A 17,044-nucleotide genomic window follows, 5' to 3' on the forward strand; every position below is an offset into this window, starting at 1 on the left:
TTAAAGTTTAGGTCTTATTCGAAAGTCATCGATTTCAATTTGTCACGATACGCCTCAAGCGCACTTGCTTTTGAAATAAACCCGTAATATTTTCCTTGTTTAACTACCGGAAGAAAAGCGATTTTGGCGCGTTCAAATTTGTTCATGACCGTTTCCATGCTGTCAGTCGAGGAAACAATCTCAACCGGCTGCGTCATCACTTCGTGAACCGGGGTGTATTTTACCTTGAAATTACTGAAAATGATTTCGCGGATGTCATTGAAATAAACAATTCCGAGCAATTCTTTTTCTTTATTTACCACTGCAAAAATCACCTGGTTTGAATGTGAGATGAGATCGACGAGTTTTTCTAGATTTTCATCAGGCGTGATCGTTAAATAATCGGTTTGGATGATCTTTTCGGTTTCAAGCACGTTTAGGATATTCGTGTCTTTATTACTGGTAAAAACATGTCCTTTTTTGATCAATCCTTTTACGTCAAGCGAATGTTTCTCAAACCGTTTCGATATGGCAAAACTGATGGAGGCGACCATCATCAGCGGGATCATCAGTCCGTAACCGCCGGTAATTTCAGCGATAAGAAAGATTGCCGTCAAAGGCGCATGAAACAATCCGCTCAAAATCCCAGCCATGCCGACCATCGTGAAATTGCTTACCGGAAGTTTCGTCAAGCCGGTTAAATTCAGCAGTTTTGAAAAGAAAAATCCGGCATACGAACCTAAAAACAGGGAAGGCGCAAAGTTCCCGCCATTTCCTCCGCTGCCAAGCGTAATTCCGGTTGCAAATGCTTTGAGCATCATCGTTGCACCGACAAAAATCAGCAAAATCCAGTTGTTGTCACGAAAATCTTTAAACAACGTATTTTCAAGTAATTTTCCCGGATCGCTTTCAGACAATGTCTTAATGCTTTCATAACCTTCGCCAAAAAGCGTCGGAAAAATAAAAATGATCAACGCTAAAAAGGAAGCACCGAAAATCGCTTTTTTATAAGGGGAAAGTTTCAACCGGGCGAAAAAATGCTCGGTTTTTTGGAAATTACGCGAATAAAAAATCGAGATCAATCCTGTAAAAACGCCCAGTAAAATATAAAATGGGATATTGTGGAAATCAAAAGTCGTTTGCTGCTTAAACGACAACAAAACAGTTTCATCCAATACAATTGCCGAAACCAAAGCACCAGTTGCCGCTGCAATCATAATCGGTGTAAAAGCAGCAATGCTGACATCGACCAGTAAAACTTCAATCGCAAACAAAACCCCGGCAATCGGCGCGTTGAACGCTGCCGCAATTCCGGCTGCGACACCACAGCCAATTAATAAAGTACGGTCTTTATAGCTTAATCTGTATTGCTGTGCATAATTGGATCCGAAAGCCGCTCCGGTAATAACGATCGGGCTTTCTAATCCGGCAGAACCTCCAAGCCCTACGGTTAACGAACTCGTTATGATCTGGGCATACATTTGCTTTTTCGGAATGATGCTGGCTTTTTTTGCTACGGCGTATAAAATCTGGGAAGTTCCTTTTTCAATCGTTCCGCCAAGGATTCTTTTTACAACAAAAACGGTCAGGACAATCCCAACGATTGGCAACACCGAATTGATGAAACTGAGTTTCAAAATGCCATTAATATAAGTCGCAAACCGAAAAACCGAATGCGCAAAAGTCTTTAGCACAATTACTGCAAAAGCGGAAGAAATTCCTACCAATACCGCTGAGAGGAAAATAAACTGTTTGTTCGTGAGTTTATTCTGGCCCCAAAGCAGCCATTTTTCAAAATTGCGAAGTGTTTTCCTGAGCATCTATCTTAGTTCATTGTGAAGTGCCGCAAAATTAGGGTTTTGAAACGGCTTTGTCAACTAAAAACATTAAAATCCGCAAGCTTTGTCATCGCCGCGATGGTCAGCTCCGGCTTCGCGTCTTCCTTCGGGCAAAACCAGGATCGCATCAACTTTTCCAATGATCGGCCAGTTCTTTTCATTAATCTTGTAGCCTTTCTGGATTAAAGTTTCGGTCGTTTCTTCAGGAAAACGTTTGGGTTCGAATGAAATGTCGTCAGGCAGCCATTGGTGGTGAAAACGCGGGGCATCGACGGCGTTCTGCATTGTCATGTTGAATTCGGTTACATTTAAAATCGTTTGCAAAACCGAAGTAATGATTGTTGAACCGCCCGGAGTTCCTAAAACCATTAATAATTTACCATTTTTCTCAACAATTGTCGGCGTCATTGAGCTCAGCATCCGTTTTTGCGGCGCGATGGCATTCGCTTCAGCACCAACCAAACCATAAGAATTTGTGGTTCCGGGTTTTGAACTGAAATCGTCCATTTCGTTGTTTAGAAAAAATCCAAGTTCGTCGCAATACAATTTCGACCCGAAAGCGCCGTTTAAAGTGGTCGTTGCAGCTACTGCATTTCCTTTTGAATCTACAATCGAATAATGCGTGGTTTCATTGCTTTCAGAAAAAGTGATTTTTCCTTTAGCAATGTCGGCTGATTTAGTTGCTTTTTCGAATGTAAAATCCGACATGCGCTGTTTCAGGTATTCCGGATCGAGCAATTGCGTTTGCGGAATTTTGACAAAATCGGGATCGCCGAGATAAAAATTCCGATCGGCATACGAACGGCGTTCGGCTTCGGTTAATAATTGAATGTATTTTGGCGAATTGTGTCCGAGTTTTGCAACCTCAAAAGGTTCGATCATTTTTAAAATCTGCGCCAGGCAAATCCCGCCGCTGCTGGGAGGCGCCATTGAAACGATCTGTAAATTGCGATATTTAAAAGTAATGGGCTTGCGCCAGATGGCCTGATATTTTGACAAATCTTTTAAAGTAATAATTCCGCCTTTTTGCTGCAGATAAGCAACCAGTTTTTTCGCCGTTTCGCCTTTGTAAAATTCATCGCGGCCATTTTTGGAAATGCGTTTTAGGGTTTCGGCCAGCGCTGGATATTTAATGATGTCGCCAACTTTGTAATCTTTTGCAAATAAAGTCTGATCGCCACTCAAGCGGACAATTGCCGCTTTGTGATCATTGATTTGTTTCCATTGATTTTCAGTTACAACAACGCCTTTTTCAGCCAATGCAATAACCGGTTTTAAAAGGATTGCGATCGGTAAGGAACCGAATTTTTTGTGAACTTCAAACATTCCTGCGATCGTTCCCGGAATTCCGACAGCAAAAGCGCTTTCGGTACTTTTTCCCGGAATCACGTTTCCGTTTTCATCGAGGTACATATTTTTGGTCGCGGCCAATGGCGCTTTTTCGCGGTAATCGAGCGATCCGGTTTTGCCATTTGCTTTTCGATACACCATAAATCCGCCGCCGCCGAGATTTCCGGCATACGGATAGGCTACAGCCAATGCGAGTTCGGTGGCCACCATCGCATCGAAAGCATTTCCGCCGTGCAACATGATATCTGAACCGATTTTTGATGCTTCTTCACGCGCCGAAACAACCATGGCTTTTTGAGTGACGAGTCCGGTTTGTGCCATCGAAATTGTAGTAATAAATAGGAGTGAAAGGATTGTTTTTGTCATAAAGTCTCCAGTTTTTCTTTGGCGAAAGCCCTTAAATCTTCGAAGAAAATAGTGAATTCGTTTTCAAAATAGGTGTAAAATTCCTTGAGTTCTTCAATCGAAAACTGCATTTTTGAATTGTTTTTGGTGCGCTGGTCCATTTGGTACAAAATCCGCGCAATGCCATCGACATATTGGTAGCTCAAAAGCCAATTGTATTTGATCATATACGGCATCATTCCGATGGTTTTTTCATTGAGATGTTGCGTATTGTCGCGTAAAATCTGATAAAAATGTTCTACGAAATCCGCCAGGTTTTCATCTGAATATTTACTCCAGTTCTTCGCAAGGAAATGGTCGTAAATCACATCTACGATCACGCCCGCATAATGATGGTAACGGTCATGCAATCTTTTGGTGCTTTGGCGAAAAATGGGATGAGAATCGGTAAAAGTATCGATCGCGCGGTGCAAAATAATGCCTTTCTGTATGTCGGCAGGCAAATGCTCGTAGTGTTTTCCACGGATTCCATCGGCCATGAAATTCCCGATTTTGATGAAATCATTGTCGTTTGAAAGGTAAATATGCGCTAGGAAATTCATACGTTTTTAGAGTTGCATAGTTTCAAAGATACAAAGTTTCAAAGTGGATTCACAGTTACTTTTTTCCGTCTGCACAAAAAACTTTGCTACTTTGCCACTTTGCTACTCAACAACTTTTTTATCTTTGCTGCCTAACCAATAATTAAATCGTACATACAGATGACTTTAATAAAATCCATTTCAGGAATCCGCGGAACTATTGGCGGGAAAACCGGCGACAATTTAACTCCGGTTGATGCCGTAAAATTTGCTTCGGCTTATGGAACATGGCTGAAAAATTATTCTAATAAAGAAAAACTAACCGTTATAATCGGGCGTGATGCGAGGATTTCGGGGCCAATGATCCACAATCTTGTAGTGAATACTTTGATCGGATTGGGCATTGATGTGATCGATTTGGGTTTGTCGACAACGCCAACAGTTGAAGTTGCCGTTCCATTGGAAAAAGCTGATGGCGGAATCATTTTAACCGCTTCGCACAATCCGAAGCAATGGAACGCACTTAAATTGCTGAATGAAAAAGGCGAGTTTTTAAGTGGTGACGAAGGTGCAAAGATCCTTGACATTGCCGAAAATGAAGCTTTTGATTTCTCAGATGTGGATTCGCTGGGTAAAATCGTTAAAAACGACACTTATATGGACATTCACATACAGGAGGTTTTAAGCTTGCCTTTAGTTGATGTGGAAGCAATCAAAGCAGCGAAATTTAAAGTCGTTGTTGACGGCGTAAATTCTTCTGGCGGCATCATTATCCCGGATTTACTGGATTGTTTGGGCGTTGAAGTCGTGAAATTGTACTGCGAGCCAAACGGACATTTTCCGCACAATCCCGAACCTTTGAAAGAACATTTGACTGATATTTCGGAACTTGTAGTAAAGGAGAAAGCTGATCTTGGAATCGTGGTCGATCCCGATGTAGACCGTTTGGCATTCATCAGCGAAGACGGCGAAATGTTTGGCGAAGAATATACTTTAGTAGCTGTTGCCGATTATGTGTTGAGCAAAACACCGGGAAATACCGTTTCCAATATGTCGTCTTCACGGGCGTTGCGCGATGTGACCAACCTGCACAACGGTACTTACGAAGCCAGCGCAGTAGGTGAGGTGAATGTGGTCGAACTGATGAAAAAGAACAATGCCGTTATTGGAGGCGAAGGAAATGGCGGAATTATTTATCCGGAATTGCATTACGGACGCGACAGTTTAGTTGGCGTTGCCTTATTCTTAACGCATCTGGCCAACAAAAAAATGAAGGTTTCAGAATTGCGCAAAACGTATTCGGAATATTTCATGAGCAAAAATAAAATTGAACTCACGCCGCAAATCGATGTCGATGCGATTTTAGAAGCGATGACCGAAAAATATAAAAATGAAGACATTCAAACCATTGATGGCGTAAAAATCGACTTCGCTGAAAATTGGGTGCATTTAAGAAAATCAAATACGGAACCGATCATCAGGATTTATACGGAAGCCTCGACACAAAAGGCTGCAGATGAATTGGCTTTGAGAATTATTGACGAGATTAAAGTGATTGCGAATATTTAATATTGATAATTTGCAGTTTGTTGAAATAAAAAAACCGGCTTATTGGCCGGTTTTTTGTTTGATTGAGAGAAATTATTTTCCTCTTTTGGGATTTTCTTTAGCGCCATTGGCATCCATCATTTCCATAAGCTTCAGTCCGAGCAGCCCGCTCATGGAGCCGTCGGTACCGTTGCTTCCGGTAATCAGGACATCCGGGATCACTTTGATATTTCCCCTGCCGATTTCTTCGGTGATTTTGTATTTAGTAAAATTATCGCCGCCCATCGCTGAAACCTGCAATTGATACGCTTCTGCAGTCGATTTACCAACGGCCATAATTTTCTCGGCTTCGGCAAGACCGGTTTTTGAAATCCTTTCTGCTTCTGCGCTTGCGGTGAGTTTTGTCGCTTCGGCTTGTGCTCCGGCACGCGCTTTAGTGGCTTCGGCCTCAGCATTGGCACGCATTTTTGTCGCTTCCGCTTCAGCGTTTACATTGAGCTTTAAACTGCTCGCATCACCTTCGGCTTTTTTTACCGTGGCATCGGCAGTGCGTTGGGCGATTTCGACACTTTGTGAGGCGCGGACGATTTCTTTCTGCATATCTGCAATAGCGGTTTCTTTTTCGACACCTTGCCTTTGTTCCTGCGCCATACGTTGGGTTTGATAGGTTTTTTGCTCTTCTTCGGCAATTTTCCTGTCGGTTAATGTTTTCATCAGCGATTCTGGCGGAACAATGTCTCCTATCAAAGTATCGACAGCATTTACATTGTATTCATCCAGAACGGCTTTAATATGGTTTTTGGCCGATTCCTGTCTTTCTTTCCGTGTACTTAAAAACGAAATGACATCACTGTCCTGTGCTGAATTCCTGAAATAATTCCCAATTGTTGGTTCTAAAACCTGCGATACAAGATTGGTCATGCTTCCAAAACGCGCAATTACTTTTGGGGCTTCATTGGCGGGAACATGGATGATCTGAGCAACGTCCAGATTAAACGGGAAGCCATCTTTGGAGCGTACGGTAATCGTAGAAAGATTTTTGTCGAGGTCGTGTGATTCGCTTCTTGCGTTCGCCCAGTTTAAAACTAAATTCGTCGTTGGTACAGATTCGAGTTTGGTCGTATATTTATTGAGCGCATATTTTCCGGGTCCGAATGGCTCCGACCAAACACCTCGCTGGCCTTTTGAAACAATGTTTCCGTGTTTGAAAGTTTCTCCGGTAACGTCCTGGCCGTCTTCACCAATGTATGAAATCACAACACCAACATAACCAATCGGCACATCGGTCATCGGATTTTGCTCGATCTGGATTCCCCAGGTATTGATGTAATATGTTCCGGCGAGCATCACTTGTGGCTGGAGTCCGCGATTGCCTCCGCGTTCTAAAAACTGGTCGAAATCCTGGAAATTGTTGTGGCCTTCGAGTGATTTTCCGGCGATTTGCCCGTTCGGAATTGGCTCACCATCCAAAGCTGTTACAATTCCGAGCATGTTTTCGTAGATCTTGATTTGTTCTACGACTACGATTTCAAACAGAAACGTATTGATACGGTAAGAACCTGTTGTGATGAATGCGCTTTGACGTCCTTTCTGTCCGCCATTGTCCAAGAATGCAGTTGCGTCCTGATAATTGTCGCTTTCTACTCTTCGGGCGAGAATGCGGCCTGTTGGCGTTTCTTTTCCGTCTTTACTGAGCACCAACCCGATTTTTCCTTCGGGAATAATGGTAAAAGCCGTCATATCTACGCTGTATTGCCAGATCCACATCGCCCAATACAATCCCGGCGCTAAAGTTTTTGCCTGAAAGCCGGCTTCTCCTTTAGTAGCGATAATCCTGCTATCGGGCAGGGATTTTCCTTCTCCGAAAAGGACGAATTTCTTGGTTACCATTCCGATTTTGTCTTCCGGGACCATGACCATTCCAAAGAAAACACGCAATACAAATTTGTACATCAAAATACAAAGCACTAAAAGAAATACCCACCAAAACGATAATATTGTTGTCATTTTAATAAAATTTAGACTACAAAATTACATCGAAATTTTAACAGTTATTTCGTTTTTTTAACATTTAACGAAAAATCATTTTAGTGTTGCAATGTCATAAAATTGATGCATTTTAAGGTGTCAAAGCGGCTTTAGGTAAAATGATATTAGAGAAAACAAAGTATGATTTGCATTTTTGGCATTAACATTTTTGAAAACGATATAGTTCTGATCATAAGAATTGTGAACTTTGAGGTTTTTGGGTTCGCAATGCAAATTAGTAATAATCACAGAGTTGATTTGGATGATAATAAATACAGCATTTTCCAAAAAATGGTATCTTTGGCATTTCCAATTTTATTCAGATGATTACAACAGCACCGTTTTTGAAAACCGAACTAGAGCAGTATTTCCAGCAATTCCGAAACCATATCATCGGAATCGGGCAGGAGTTTGATTCGCCTTTCGGCAGAAAAAAAATCGTCTATACCGATTGGACGGCGAGTGGCCGCTTGTACCGTCCGATTGAAGAAAAACTAATGAATGAATTTGGGCCGTTCGTCGCCAATACGCATACCGAAACCACGGTTTCAGGAACGGCAATGACGATGGCATATCATGAAGCGCGGCATATAATCAAACATCATGTGCATGCAAATTCTGATGATATTTTAATTACCGATGGCACCGGGATGACGGGTGTAATCAATAAATTCCAAAGGATTTTAGGTTTGAAAGTTCCCGAAAACTTAAAGCCATTCACCAATATTCCTGCTGAAAAAAAGCCGATTGTTTTCATTTCACACATGGAACACCATTCAAACCAGACTTCCTGGCTTGAAACCATTGCCGATGTGGAGGTCGTTCCAGCTTGTGAAAAAGGATTATTCTGTCTCGATAATTTCAAACAATTGCTGGATAAATACAAAGACCGCACGCTCAAGATCGCTTCTATCACGTCTTGTTCCAATGTCACCGGAATCAAAACGCCATATCACGAAGTCGCTAAACTGATGCACGAGCATAATGGCGTTTGCTTTGTAGATTTTGCGTGTTCCGGGCCGTATGTTAAGATCGACATGCATCCGGAAGATCCTGAAAGTTACCTCGATGCAATTTTTCTGTCCCCGCATAAATTCCTTGGCGGCCCAGGAACTTCGGGCGTTTTGATCTTCAATAAGAAATTATATAAAAATATGGTTCCCGATCATCCTGGTGGCGGAACTGTGAGCTGGACAAATCCGTGGGGCGAACATAAATATGTCGACAATATTGAAGACCGCGAAGACGGCGGAACTCCGGGATTTCTGCAGGTAATCAAAACTGCATTGGCTGTTCAGCTGAAGGAAAAAATGGGCATTGAAAATATTCTGGAGCGGGAACGAGAAATCGTAGATTATGTGTTTGGCGAATTGGAATCGGTTCGAAATATCAATATTCTCGCAGGCCAGCATAAAAACAGGCTTGGTGTTATTTCGTTTTACATCAATGAGCTGCATTTTAACCTTGGTGTGAAATTGCTGAATGACAAATTTGGCATCCAAACGCGCGGCGGATGCAGTTGTGCCGGGACTTACGGTCATTATCTATTGCATGTCGACCAGGAATTGTCGCATTCGCTTACCGAGAAAATTACGCTGGGCGATTTGATGCAGAAACCGGGCTGGATCAGGATGTCAATCCATCCTACGACGACAAATGAGGAGATAAAATTCGTCTGCGAAAGCATTAAATCATTGGCAGAAAACCATACCGTTTGGGCAAAAGACTACAATTACAACAAAAGCACAAATGAATTTCTGCATAAAAATGCCCTGGAATCTGAGAAGGTTTTGGTCAAGAAATGGTTTGACCTGTAGTTAAGCCGTATGTTTCCAACGCTTGTGCGTCCACAAATAATAGGCAGGGAATTCATGGATCTGCGCTTCTACCAATCGTAGGAAATGATCGGTAATTTCATAATCCGGAACTGCTGTCGAATTTTCTGCAAGCAATTCAAAACCAGCCTCATAATAGCCTCGTTTTACTTTTTTGACCCGCAGGAAAATCACATTCATGTCGAACCTTTTCGCTAGCATTTCGGCACCTGTATGCACGGGTGTTTTAATGCCCATGAAAGTCGTCCAATGGTGCGCTTTCGCGGCTTTCGGGGATTGGTCGCTTGCAAATCCATAAACGCCGAGCACGTGATTGTGCTGGTTTTCCTGAATGACCGGAATCGTTTCTTTCGTCGTGATCAGTGTCGCTTTGAATTTAGAGCGGATATCGCGTACAAGCTTGTCGAAATGTGGGTTTGCAATGCGCTTGTAAATGGCAAATCCTTTGAATTTGATATGATGGTTCATCGAAATGACCCATTCGTAACTTGCATAATGCGCGAGCATCAATGCAATGCTTTTTCCTTTTTTCTCCAGATCGGTATAAACTTCAAGATTGCTGAACGTAAATCTTTTGCTGATTTCTTTATCAGAAATGGTGAGTGTTTTGATCATTTCAAGGAACATATCGCACAAATGATGGTAAGAATCTTTTTCGATACGCAATCGTTCTACTGTGGTTTTTTCAGGGAAAGCCATTTTTAGATTTTGCCTTACAGTCGATTTTCTGTATCCAACTACATAATATACAAGTACATAAACAGCATCAGAAAGCAAATACAACAGTCGGAATGGAAGAATTGAAATGCACCAAAGCAGCGGATATACAATAAGGAAAAGTAAAAATTGCATTCGGGATTATTTTTGGCAAATATACGTTTAATTGACTTTTGAATATCCAATTTAACAAAAGCTAAAGAAACAATGGTTATTTTTACGACTTATAAAATTTATCCATGAATATTATACTGATTGTCATCATTGCAATAAATATCATCATCAGTTTTAAAGGGTTCAATGACGTTGCTTTTTTTAGAAAATATGAATTTCATATCGGAAGCATCCGCGCAGGCGAACAAATCAGGATGTTTTCTTCGGCATTTTTGCATGCAGACCTTGGGCATTTATTTTTTAACATGCTGACATTGTATTTTTTTGCGCCTGTTGTGATTGGATATTTAGGTGATATTTCCTTCCTGCTGATTTACATCGCCAGCTTGACTTTTGGAAGTTTGCTCACGTTGGTCATGCACAAAAACGATTACAGTTACCGTGCAATTGGCGCTTCGGGAGCTGTTACCGGAATTTTATACTCTGCGATTTTACTGCAGCCGGATATGAGTTTGTATTTGTTTTTTATCCCGATCCCAATTCCGGCCTATGTTTTTGGCATCGGATATTTGTTGTATTCAATTTACGGAATGAAGGCCAAGAACGACAACATCGGGCACACGGCACATTTTGGTGGCGCGATTGGCGGTTATGTGATTACATTATTAAAAGATCCCGCTTTGCTGACAGATAACACGCTGATGGTCATTCTTCTGGCCATCCCGATCGTAATTCTTTTCGCCATGGAGCGCCTCGGCAAGCTATAATGGCACAACATTTGAAAGGCAGCGCGCAAATCATTTATACCAATAATCAATAAAAAACGATCTCATGAAAAAAACATTCATCATCCTGTTTACCGCGCTGGCAACGATGTCACAAGCGCAGGAATTTGTAAAACCAATGCCGCTGATTTCGGTCAATGGCGAAGGAAAAGTAAAAGTAACGCCTGATCAGGCTTTCATTTCAGTATCGGTGGAAACCAAAGGAAACAACGCAACCGATGTCAAAAAACAAAACGACATTGCCGTGGAAAAAGTCATCCAGTTCATCAAAAAATCAAAATTGCCGAAAGAAGATGTGCAAACCAAACGCGTGTCGCTGAATCCGCAATACGATTACGATAAAAAAAAATACAATTATGTGGCGACACAAACCATTGAAATCCTGATGAAAGATTTGAATTTATACGACGGCGTCATGGAAGGTTTGGTAGATTCCGGGATCAATCAGATTAATACCGTTGAATTCAGGTCATCCAAACTAGAAACGCTTCAGTCAGAAGCCAGGAAACTTGCAATGAAAGATGCCAAGGCAAAAGCCGAAGATTATGTTTCAGTTCTTGGACAAAAAGCTGGAAAAGCATTCACGATCAACGACAACACACAAGTTGATTATCCACGCCCTATGATGTATGCAATGGCTGACAAAGCGGCAGCTGGCGGCGCACCAAGAGAAACACTTGCTATTGGAGAAATCAATATTACTGCAAATGTTTCGGTGAGTTTTATCCTAGAATAACAAAAAATATATTTTTAAAAAGCCTGAATGTGACTTCGGGCTTTTTTTATTTTCAGATTTTTACTTTTCAGATATTTCAATCCAAACCGGTGCATGATCGCTCGTCTTTTCCCAACCGCGCACTTCACGATCGACGCCGCCCGAAACCAATCTTTTTTCAAGTTGCGGACTTAGCAGAAAGTGATCGATCCGCAATCCGGCATTTCGCTCGTAAGCATTCCGAAAATAATCAAAAAAGGTGTAAATGCGTTCGTCTTTATAAAGTGTCCGGATCGCATCGGTCCAGCCTTGTGCAACGAGTGTGTGAAAAGCGGTGCGCACTTCCGGGCGAAATAAAGCGTCATTGACCCACTTTTCAGGTTTATAGACGTCGAGTTCGGTGGGCATCACATTGAAATCGCCCATTAAAATTACAGGAATGTTGAATTCTAAAAGCGTAGAAGCACGTTTGGTCAACCGGTCAAACCAACGCAGTTTATAATCAAATTTTGGCCCTGGTGCCGGATTTCCATTCGGAAGATACAAACAGCAAATCAAAATCCCACCCACCATTGCTTCGAGATAACGGCTTTGCACATCTTCCTCTTCGCCTGGAAGTGCGCGCCCGATTTCTTCAATTTCAGCATTTCGCGAAAGAATTGCCACGCCGTTCCATTTTTTTTGTCCGTGCCAGACGGCCTTATAACCTGCATTATTGATGGCTCCAATCGGAAATTTTTCCTGCGGTGCCTTTAATTCCTGCAGGCAAACAATGTCGGGTTTTGCCATTTCAAGCCAGCGCAGCAATATGGGAAGCCGGCCATTTACACCATTGACATTATAAGTTGCAATTTTCATTTCTGATGGTTTAAGGTTGTTGCTTAAAGGTACGATTTTTTGCGTCTGATGTAGATTTTCAGAAAAATCATTTGATTATTAACAGATTATCGCTTAAATTTAGAATTCATTATTGGAATATTGTAACGTCAGGCGTTTATAATATAAAATCTGCCCAACAGGTTATTGGTATATTGTGTAAAAAAATGCGCTTATGGAACTGCCCAAAAAAATATTCTACCTCGACGACGACTTAGATGACCTATATTTCTTTAAGGAAGTCGTAGAAAGTTTGGGCCATGAAGTTTCCATTTACATCAATGGCAAGGAATTGCTGCGGTCTTTGAACAGCAAATCAGTCCGCCCCGATATTATTTTCCTGGACATCCGGATGCCGGTTTTTAACGGTGAGGAAATTTTGCAGATCATTAAAAAAGATGATCAGTTCAAAGACATTCCGGTTGTGATGATTTCGGGCTACAATTCGAAATCGCTGGTGCGCCAATATCTTGATGCTGGTGCCAATTATCTGATGAAAAAACCGTCTTCGATGGCCGATTACAAATCGTCGGTGGAACGGGTCCTTGATATCGATTGGGAAAATTTCCAGGCTTTCGCCTGATCAACATCTGCAAATGAAAAAAAGTGCTGGCATATTGCTGTATCGGAAAATTGCCGGTTTCCCTGAATTTTTGCTGGTTCATCCCGGAGGCCCATTCTGGAAAAATAAAGATTTGGGAACGTGGTCTATTCCGAAGGGTGAATTTACAGATGAAAATCCGCTGGCTGCTGCAGTCAGGGAATTTGAGGAAGAAACAGGCACATTGTTAATCGGGAATTTCATTTCATTGGAACCTGTGAAACTCAAATCAGGGAAAGTGATTTACGCATGGGCATTGGAAGGTAATATGAATCCCGAAAATATTATTAGCAACGAATTTGAAACCGAATGGCCTCCGAAATCCGGTTTGCTTAAAAAATTCCCCGAAGTCGATAAAGCCGGCTGGTTTGCTGAAGAAATCGCCTTAGCAAAAATCAACGTGGCGCAAGGAAGTTTCATTTTGCAGCTGTTGCGGTTGATCTGACAAGCGCATTTCCAAACACATCTTATCTTTATAAATATTATATTAGCATTCTTGTCCGGTTATCGAAATCGGGTTAAAGAGTGTATCCGTTATTTATAAATTCTCCCATGGAAAACATTACTGTCATTGTCATGCTGTTGTTTGGCGTCGCATTCCTAAGCCTTTTAAGCAAAAGATACAATTTTCCGATCCCGATTGTTTTGGTGCTTTGCGGTGTTGCAGTCAGCATCATTCCGGGATTGCCTGTGATTGCTTTAAATCCCGATGTGGTTTTCATTATTTTCCTGCCACCGCTTCTATACCATGCGGCCTGGTATACCAGCTGGAGCGATTTTAAGCAAACGGTTCGCCCGATCAGCCTCGCAGCGATCGGATTGGTTTTCTTTACAACAGTAGCTGTGGCAGTTGCCGCGCATTATTTAATTGGCGGGATATCGTGGCCTTTGGCATTTTTGCTGGGTGCAATCGTTTCTCCGCCTGATGCCGTTTCTGCCACTTCGATTACGAAAGGATTGGGCTTGCATCCGAGACTAATTGCGATTTTGGAAGGGGAAAGCCTTGTGAACGACGCCAGCGGATTGGTTGCTTATAAATATGCATTAACAGCAATTATCGCCGGGAATTTTGTATTGTGGCAGGCTGGGCTGAATTTTGTCGTGATGTCGGTTATAGGCGTGCTTATCGGATTGGGCGTGGGTTATATCATGAGTTTCATCCATAAAAAATTTGTCTGTGACGACATTATAGAAGTAACGCTCACTTTACTGACTCCGTTTGCATCGTATCTGATTGCGGAACATTTTGAATGTTCAGGCGTATTGGCAGTGGTGTCGACAGGGCTTTTTCTCTCGGCGCGCTCGGGCGAAATTTTCACACATGAAAGCCGCATCATGACGGGAACAATCTGGAGTGTACTGACCAACATTTTAAACGGATTGATTTTTATCCTGATTGGTTTGCAGCTTCGGCAGATTGTCTTGGGAATTGACAATTATTCCGGAATTTCGCTTGCGATTTGGGCGATAGCGATTAGCGGAGTCGTGATTGTCGTCCGGTTTTTATGGGTCATACCGGCATCCATGCTTCCGAGATTTATCAGCAAAAGAATCCGGCAGGAAGAATTTGATTACCGCAACATGATCATTTTCGGCTGGTCGGGCATGCGTGGCGTGGTTTCTATGGCTGCTGCTTTGGCGCTTCCGCTGACAATCAACAACGGAGAGGAATTTCCGTTCCGCAGCCTGATCATATACCTGGTTTTTTGTGTAATCCTATCGACCCTGGTCATTCAGGGTTCGACGCTTCCGTGGCTCATCCGAAAATTAAAAATCGATCCGTATTCGATCGTTGCAGAAGAATACATGGTGCGAAACCAGATCGTCTCACAAACGATTACGCATATCGAAGACCACTTTTCACTGCTGAATGACAACTTGCTGCACAACATCAAAAGCAAATACGAAGTCAAGTTCAACCGGCTTCAGAAGACAGAACTTCCTGCCAATTTCTTTGGAAACGGAAACGTCATGGGAATCGAAATTTTCAATGATTTCACGAAAATCCAGATTGATCTGCTGAATGTAGAACGCGCCAAATTAGAACAAATGCACAAATCGGGAAACGTTAATGAAGAGATTTTCCGCAAGATCGAAAAAGAGCTTGACCTTGAAGAAACGCGGCTTGCCATGGAAATGTATGATGGATAATCTTTCAATTATCTTAAAAAATTAAAGCCTGTCAATCTCAAGATTAACAGGCTTTTTAATTTTCGTGGGGAGAGCAGGATTCGAACCTGCGAAGTTCACACAGCAGATTTACAGTCTGCCCTCGTTGGCCGCTTGAGTATCTCCCCAGAGATTGAAACAGCAACACTGTTTCGTTCAGCGGTTGCAAATATAAAAACTGTTTTGGTGTTTGCAAACTAAAAACCAACTTAATTTTTGCTTTAATTTTAAACCTTTGGAATTGAATAAAATAAAAAAATCCCCATAGCGGAGATTTCTTTATTTGGTATGTGATTGAGATTATTTCGCTGCCAAAAGCTCGTTTACTTTGGCTTTTAATTCAGCACCTCTCAAATCTTTCGCAACGATTTTTCCGCTTGCATCAAGGATAAAAGTAGCAGGGATTGTCTGTACGCCGTAAGTTGCAGCAATCGGTTCTTTCCACCATTTTAGGTTTGAAACCTGGTTCCAGGCCAATTTGTCTTTTGCAATCGCTTCTTTCCATGGAGCCGCTTCTTTATCTAAAGAAACACCTACAATGTTTAGTCCTTTTGCATGCAATTCGTTGTATAACGCCACGACGTTTGGATTTTCCTCACGGCAAGGTTTGCACCAGGAAGCCCAGAAATCAACGATCGTTACTTTTCCTAAAGATTGTTTTAATGAAACTGTTTTTCCGTCGGGCGTATTCGCTGAAAAGTCAGGAGCCACGCTTCCAACTTGAACACCGCCTTCAGCCGGAGCTGCTACTTCTGCAACCGGTTTTCCGATTTTGTCCAATTTTGTCTGGATTCCTTTTCCAACTTTCGTATCTTTTACAGTTTTGTCCAAACCTGCGTAATGTTTTTTGATTTTCTCCACATCAGGATTCATCTGGTTGAACATGCCGTCAACGATCAAGGCAGAAATATACGCTTTGGGGTGCGTTCCAACATAAGCATCTGATTGCTTCATGAAATCTTCCTGGATTTTCATGTATTCTTTTCGAAGGCCGTTCATCGTCACAGTATCCTGTTTTTGTTGGGCTGCCTGCATTTTCACCATATTGGTTTCCTGGAATTTCATCATCTTTTTCTGAATCTTCATTCCTTCTTCTTTATATGCCGACAATTCATCGTTATTGTATGTTCCGGTCACTTTCGTAATGTTGATGCTGTCTTTGTTGATGGTCATGTCAATGTCGCCATTTTCAAGGATAAAAGGAACTTTTCCCTGCGTATCTGCAACTTGAATCAGGTACATTTCTGGTTCTTTAGCAGATCCTTTGAATGTAAATTTACCATTTTCGATTTTTACGGTGTCAACTTGTTTAAGCTGGCCGGCTTCATCCTGTTTTTCAAGGAACACATTTTTACCATCGATACCTTTTACATTTCCGGTAACGATATATTCATTTTTTCCGGCTTTGTTGCATGAAACCAAAATAGCAACTGCAGAAACGAACACAAGAATTTTCTTCATTTTTTAAATTTTTAATTTAAGTGGTGCAAAAGTATTTAAAATTATACTCTATTGTCTTTTTTCTAACTTAATTTTTTGTTATTGTTGATGGATTTATATAAT

The 17,044-nt window shown here is 41.7% G+C and carries 14 protein-coding genes and 1 tRNA gene; 7 read left to right on the top strand and 8 right to left on the bottom strand.

The genetic code is table 11. From position 1 onward, the window contains the following. Nucleotides 1-14 precede the first annotated feature (14 nt). The 3 genes from BLS32_RS08895 to BLS32_RS08905 all read right to left on the bottom strand — a co-directional run bounded on the left by BLS32_RS08895 (nucleotide 15) and on the right by BLS32_RS08905 (nucleotide 4,114). Nucleotides 15-1,799 carry a chloride channel protein gene (locus tag BLS32_RS08895; protein WP_091394236.1) on the bottom strand — a complete coding sequence of 595 codons (1,785 nt, stop codon included), beginning with the start codon at nucleotides 1,797-1,799 and terminating at the stop codon, nucleotides 15-17. Nucleotides 1,800-1,865: 66 nt separating this feature from the next. After that, nucleotides 1,866-3,533, bottom strand: a complete 1,668-nt coding sequence (gene ggt, locus BLS32_RS08900) for a gamma-glutamyltransferase (protein WP_091394239.1) — start codon at nucleotides 3,531-3,533, stop codon at nucleotides 1,866-1,868. Further along, nucleotides 3,530-4,114: an acyl carrier protein phosphodiesterase gene (locus BLS32_RS08905; RefSeq protein WP_091394242.1), complete on the bottom strand. Its 585-nt coding sequence runs from the start codon at nucleotides 4,112-4,114 to the stop codon at nucleotides 3,530-3,532. Before BLS32_RS08905 ends, ggt begins: the two co-directional genes overlap by 4 nt. 159 nt (nucleotides 4,115-4,273) lie before the next feature. Between BLS32_RS08905 and glmM the strand changes: the two genes are divergently transcribed. Further along, nucleotides 4,274-5,662: a phosphoglucosamine mutase gene (gene glmM, locus BLS32_RS08910; RefSeq protein WP_091394245.1), complete on the top strand. Its 1,389-nt coding sequence runs from the start codon at nucleotides 4,274-4,276 to the stop codon at nucleotides 5,660-5,662. Between the two features lie 72 nt (nucleotides 5,663-5,734). Here glmM and BLS32_RS08915 read toward each other — a convergent pair whose 3' ends face one another. After that, entirely contained in the window at nucleotides 5,735-7,648 is a 1,914-nt protein-coding gene (locus BLS32_RS08915; RefSeq protein ID WP_091394249.1) for an SPFH domain-containing protein, read from the bottom strand. Between the two features lie 344 nt (nucleotides 7,649-7,992). On the opposite strand from BLS32_RS08915, the gene BLS32_RS08925 reads away from it, so the two are divergent. Then, the gene (locus tag BLS32_RS08925) at nucleotides 7,993-9,486 is read left to right on the top strand and encodes an aminotransferase class V-fold PLP-dependent enzyme (RefSeq protein ID WP_091394255.1); all 1,494 of its coding nucleotides are present in this window, start codon (nucleotides 7,993-7,995) and stop codon (nucleotides 9,484-9,486) included. Here the strand turns inward: BLS32_RS08925 and BLS32_RS08930 are convergent, their stop codons facing one another. Further along, the gene (locus tag BLS32_RS08930) at nucleotides 9,487-10,356 is read right to left on the bottom strand and encodes a lysophospholipid acyltransferase family protein (RefSeq protein WP_091394258.1); all 870 of its coding nucleotides are present in this window, start codon (nucleotides 10,354-10,356) and stop codon (nucleotides 9,487-9,489) included. Nucleotides 10,357-10,460: 104 nt separating this feature from the next. Between BLS32_RS08930 and BLS32_RS08935 the strand changes: the two genes are divergently transcribed. Continuing rightward, nucleotides 10,461-11,102 carry a rhomboid family intramembrane serine protease gene (locus BLS32_RS08935; RefSeq protein WP_091394261.1) on the top strand — a complete coding sequence of 214 codons (642 nt, stop codon included), beginning with the start codon at nucleotides 10,461-10,463 and terminating at the stop codon, nucleotides 11,100-11,102. A gap of 64 nt (nucleotides 11,103-11,166) precedes the next feature. Beyond that, nucleotides 11,167-11,856, top strand: coding sequence for an SIMPL domain-containing protein (locus BLS32_RS08940; RefSeq protein WP_091394263.1), 690 nt, complete (start codon nucleotides 11,167-11,169; stop codon nucleotides 11,854-11,856). A gap of 60 nt (nucleotides 11,857-11,916) precedes the next feature. Here BLS32_RS08940 and xth read toward each other — a convergent pair whose 3' ends face one another. After that, nucleotides 11,917-12,693 carry an exodeoxyribonuclease III gene (gene xth, locus BLS32_RS08945; protein WP_091394265.1) on the bottom strand — a complete coding sequence of 259 codons (777 nt, stop codon included), beginning with the start codon at nucleotides 12,691-12,693 and terminating at the stop codon, nucleotides 11,917-11,919. A gap of 193 nt (nucleotides 12,694-12,886) precedes the next feature. Here xth and BLS32_RS08950 point away from each other — a divergent pair, with 193 nt between their 5' ends. From BLS32_RS08950 to BLS32_RS08960, 3 genes are all read left to right on the top strand, one after another. Then, nucleotides 12,887-13,294, top strand: a complete 408-nt coding sequence (locus BLS32_RS08950) for a response regulator (RefSeq protein WP_091394267.1) — start codon at nucleotides 12,887-12,889, stop codon at nucleotides 13,292-13,294. A 13-nt stretch (nucleotides 13,295-13,307) separates the two neighbouring features. Continuing rightward, complete coding sequence (locus BLS32_RS08955; RefSeq protein ID WP_091394270.1) at nucleotides 13,308-13,757, top strand: NUDIX hydrolase; 450 nt, start codon at nucleotides 13,308-13,310, stop codon at nucleotides 13,755-13,757. Between the two features lie 107 nt (nucleotides 13,758-13,864). Next, the gene (locus tag BLS32_RS08960) at nucleotides 13,865-15,463 is read left to right on the top strand and encodes a Na+/H+ antiporter (RefSeq protein ID WP_091394272.1); all 1,599 of its coding nucleotides are present in this window, start codon (nucleotides 13,865-13,867) and stop codon (nucleotides 15,461-15,463) included. A 65-nt stretch (nucleotides 15,464-15,528) separates the two neighbouring features. On the opposite strand, the gene BLS32_RS08965 is transcribed toward BLS32_RS08960, so the two are convergent. Together BLS32_RS08965 and BLS32_RS08970 are read right to left on the bottom strand one after the other, a co-directional pair. Next, a tRNA-Tyr gene (locus tag BLS32_RS08965) sits at nucleotides 15,529-15,609 on the bottom strand. A 172-nt stretch (nucleotides 15,610-15,781) separates the two neighbouring features. Further along, entirely contained in the window at nucleotides 15,782-16,942 is a 1,161-nt protein-coding gene (locus BLS32_RS08970; protein WP_091394275.1) for a TlpA disulfide reductase family protein, read from the bottom strand. Between the last annotated feature and the right edge of the window lie 102 nt (nucleotides 16,943-17,044).

The organism is Flavobacterium noncentrifugens (assembly GCF_900100375.1).
In the GTDB taxonomy this organism is placed as follows: Bacteria; Bacteroidota; Bacteroidia; order Flavobacteriales; family Flavobacteriaceae; genus Flavobacterium; species Flavobacterium noncentrifugens.

Coding starts and splice junctions, on each gene's coding strand:
- BLS32_RS08895 (WP_091394236.1), bottom strand. CDS start 1,799: ATGCTCAGGAAAACACTTCGCAATTTTGAAAAATGGCTGCTTTGGGGC.
- ggt (WP_091394239.1), bottom strand. CDS start 3,533: ATGACAAAAACAATCCTTTCACTCCTATTTATTACTACAATTTCGATG.
- BLS32_RS08905 (WP_091394242.1), bottom strand. CDS start 4,114: ATGAATTTCCTAGCGCATATTTACCTTTCAAACGACAATGATTTCATC.
- glmM (WP_091394245.1), top strand. CDS start 4,274: ATGACTTTAATAAAATCCATTTCAGGAATCCGCGGAACTATTGGCGGG.
- BLS32_RS08915 (WP_091394249.1), bottom strand. CDS start 7,648: ATGACAACAATATTATCGTTTTGGTGGGTATTTCTTTTAGTGCTTTGT.
- BLS32_RS08925 (WP_091394255.1), top strand. CDS start 7,993: ATGATTACAACAGCACCGTTTTTGAAAACCGAACTAGAGCAGTATTTC.
- BLS32_RS08930 (WP_091394258.1), bottom strand. CDS start 10,356: ATGCAATTTTTACTTTTCCTTATTGTATATCCGCTGCTTTGGTGCATT.
- BLS32_RS08935 (WP_091394261.1), top strand. CDS start 10,461: ATGAATATTATACTGATTGTCATCATTGCAATAAATATCATCATCAGT.
- BLS32_RS08940 (WP_091394263.1), top strand. CDS start 11,167: ATGAAAAAAACATTCATCATCCTGTTTACCGCGCTGGCAACGATGTCA.
- xth (WP_091394265.1), bottom strand. CDS start 12,693: ATGAAAATTGCAACTTATAATGTCAATGGTGTAAATGGCCGGCTTCCC.
- BLS32_RS08950 (WP_091394267.1), top strand. CDS start 12,887: ATGGAACTGCCCAAAAAAATATTCTACCTCGACGACGACTTAGATGAC.
- BLS32_RS08955 (WP_091394270.1), top strand. CDS start 13,308: ATGAAAAAAAGTGCTGGCATATTGCTGTATCGGAAAATTGCCGGTTTC.
- BLS32_RS08960 (WP_091394272.1), top strand. CDS start 13,865: ATGGAAAACATTACTGTCATTGTCATGCTGTTGTTTGGCGTCGCATTC.
- BLS32_RS08970 (WP_091394275.1), bottom strand. CDS start 16,942: ATGAAGAAAATTCTTGTGTTCGTTTCTGCAGTTGCTATTTTGGTTTCA.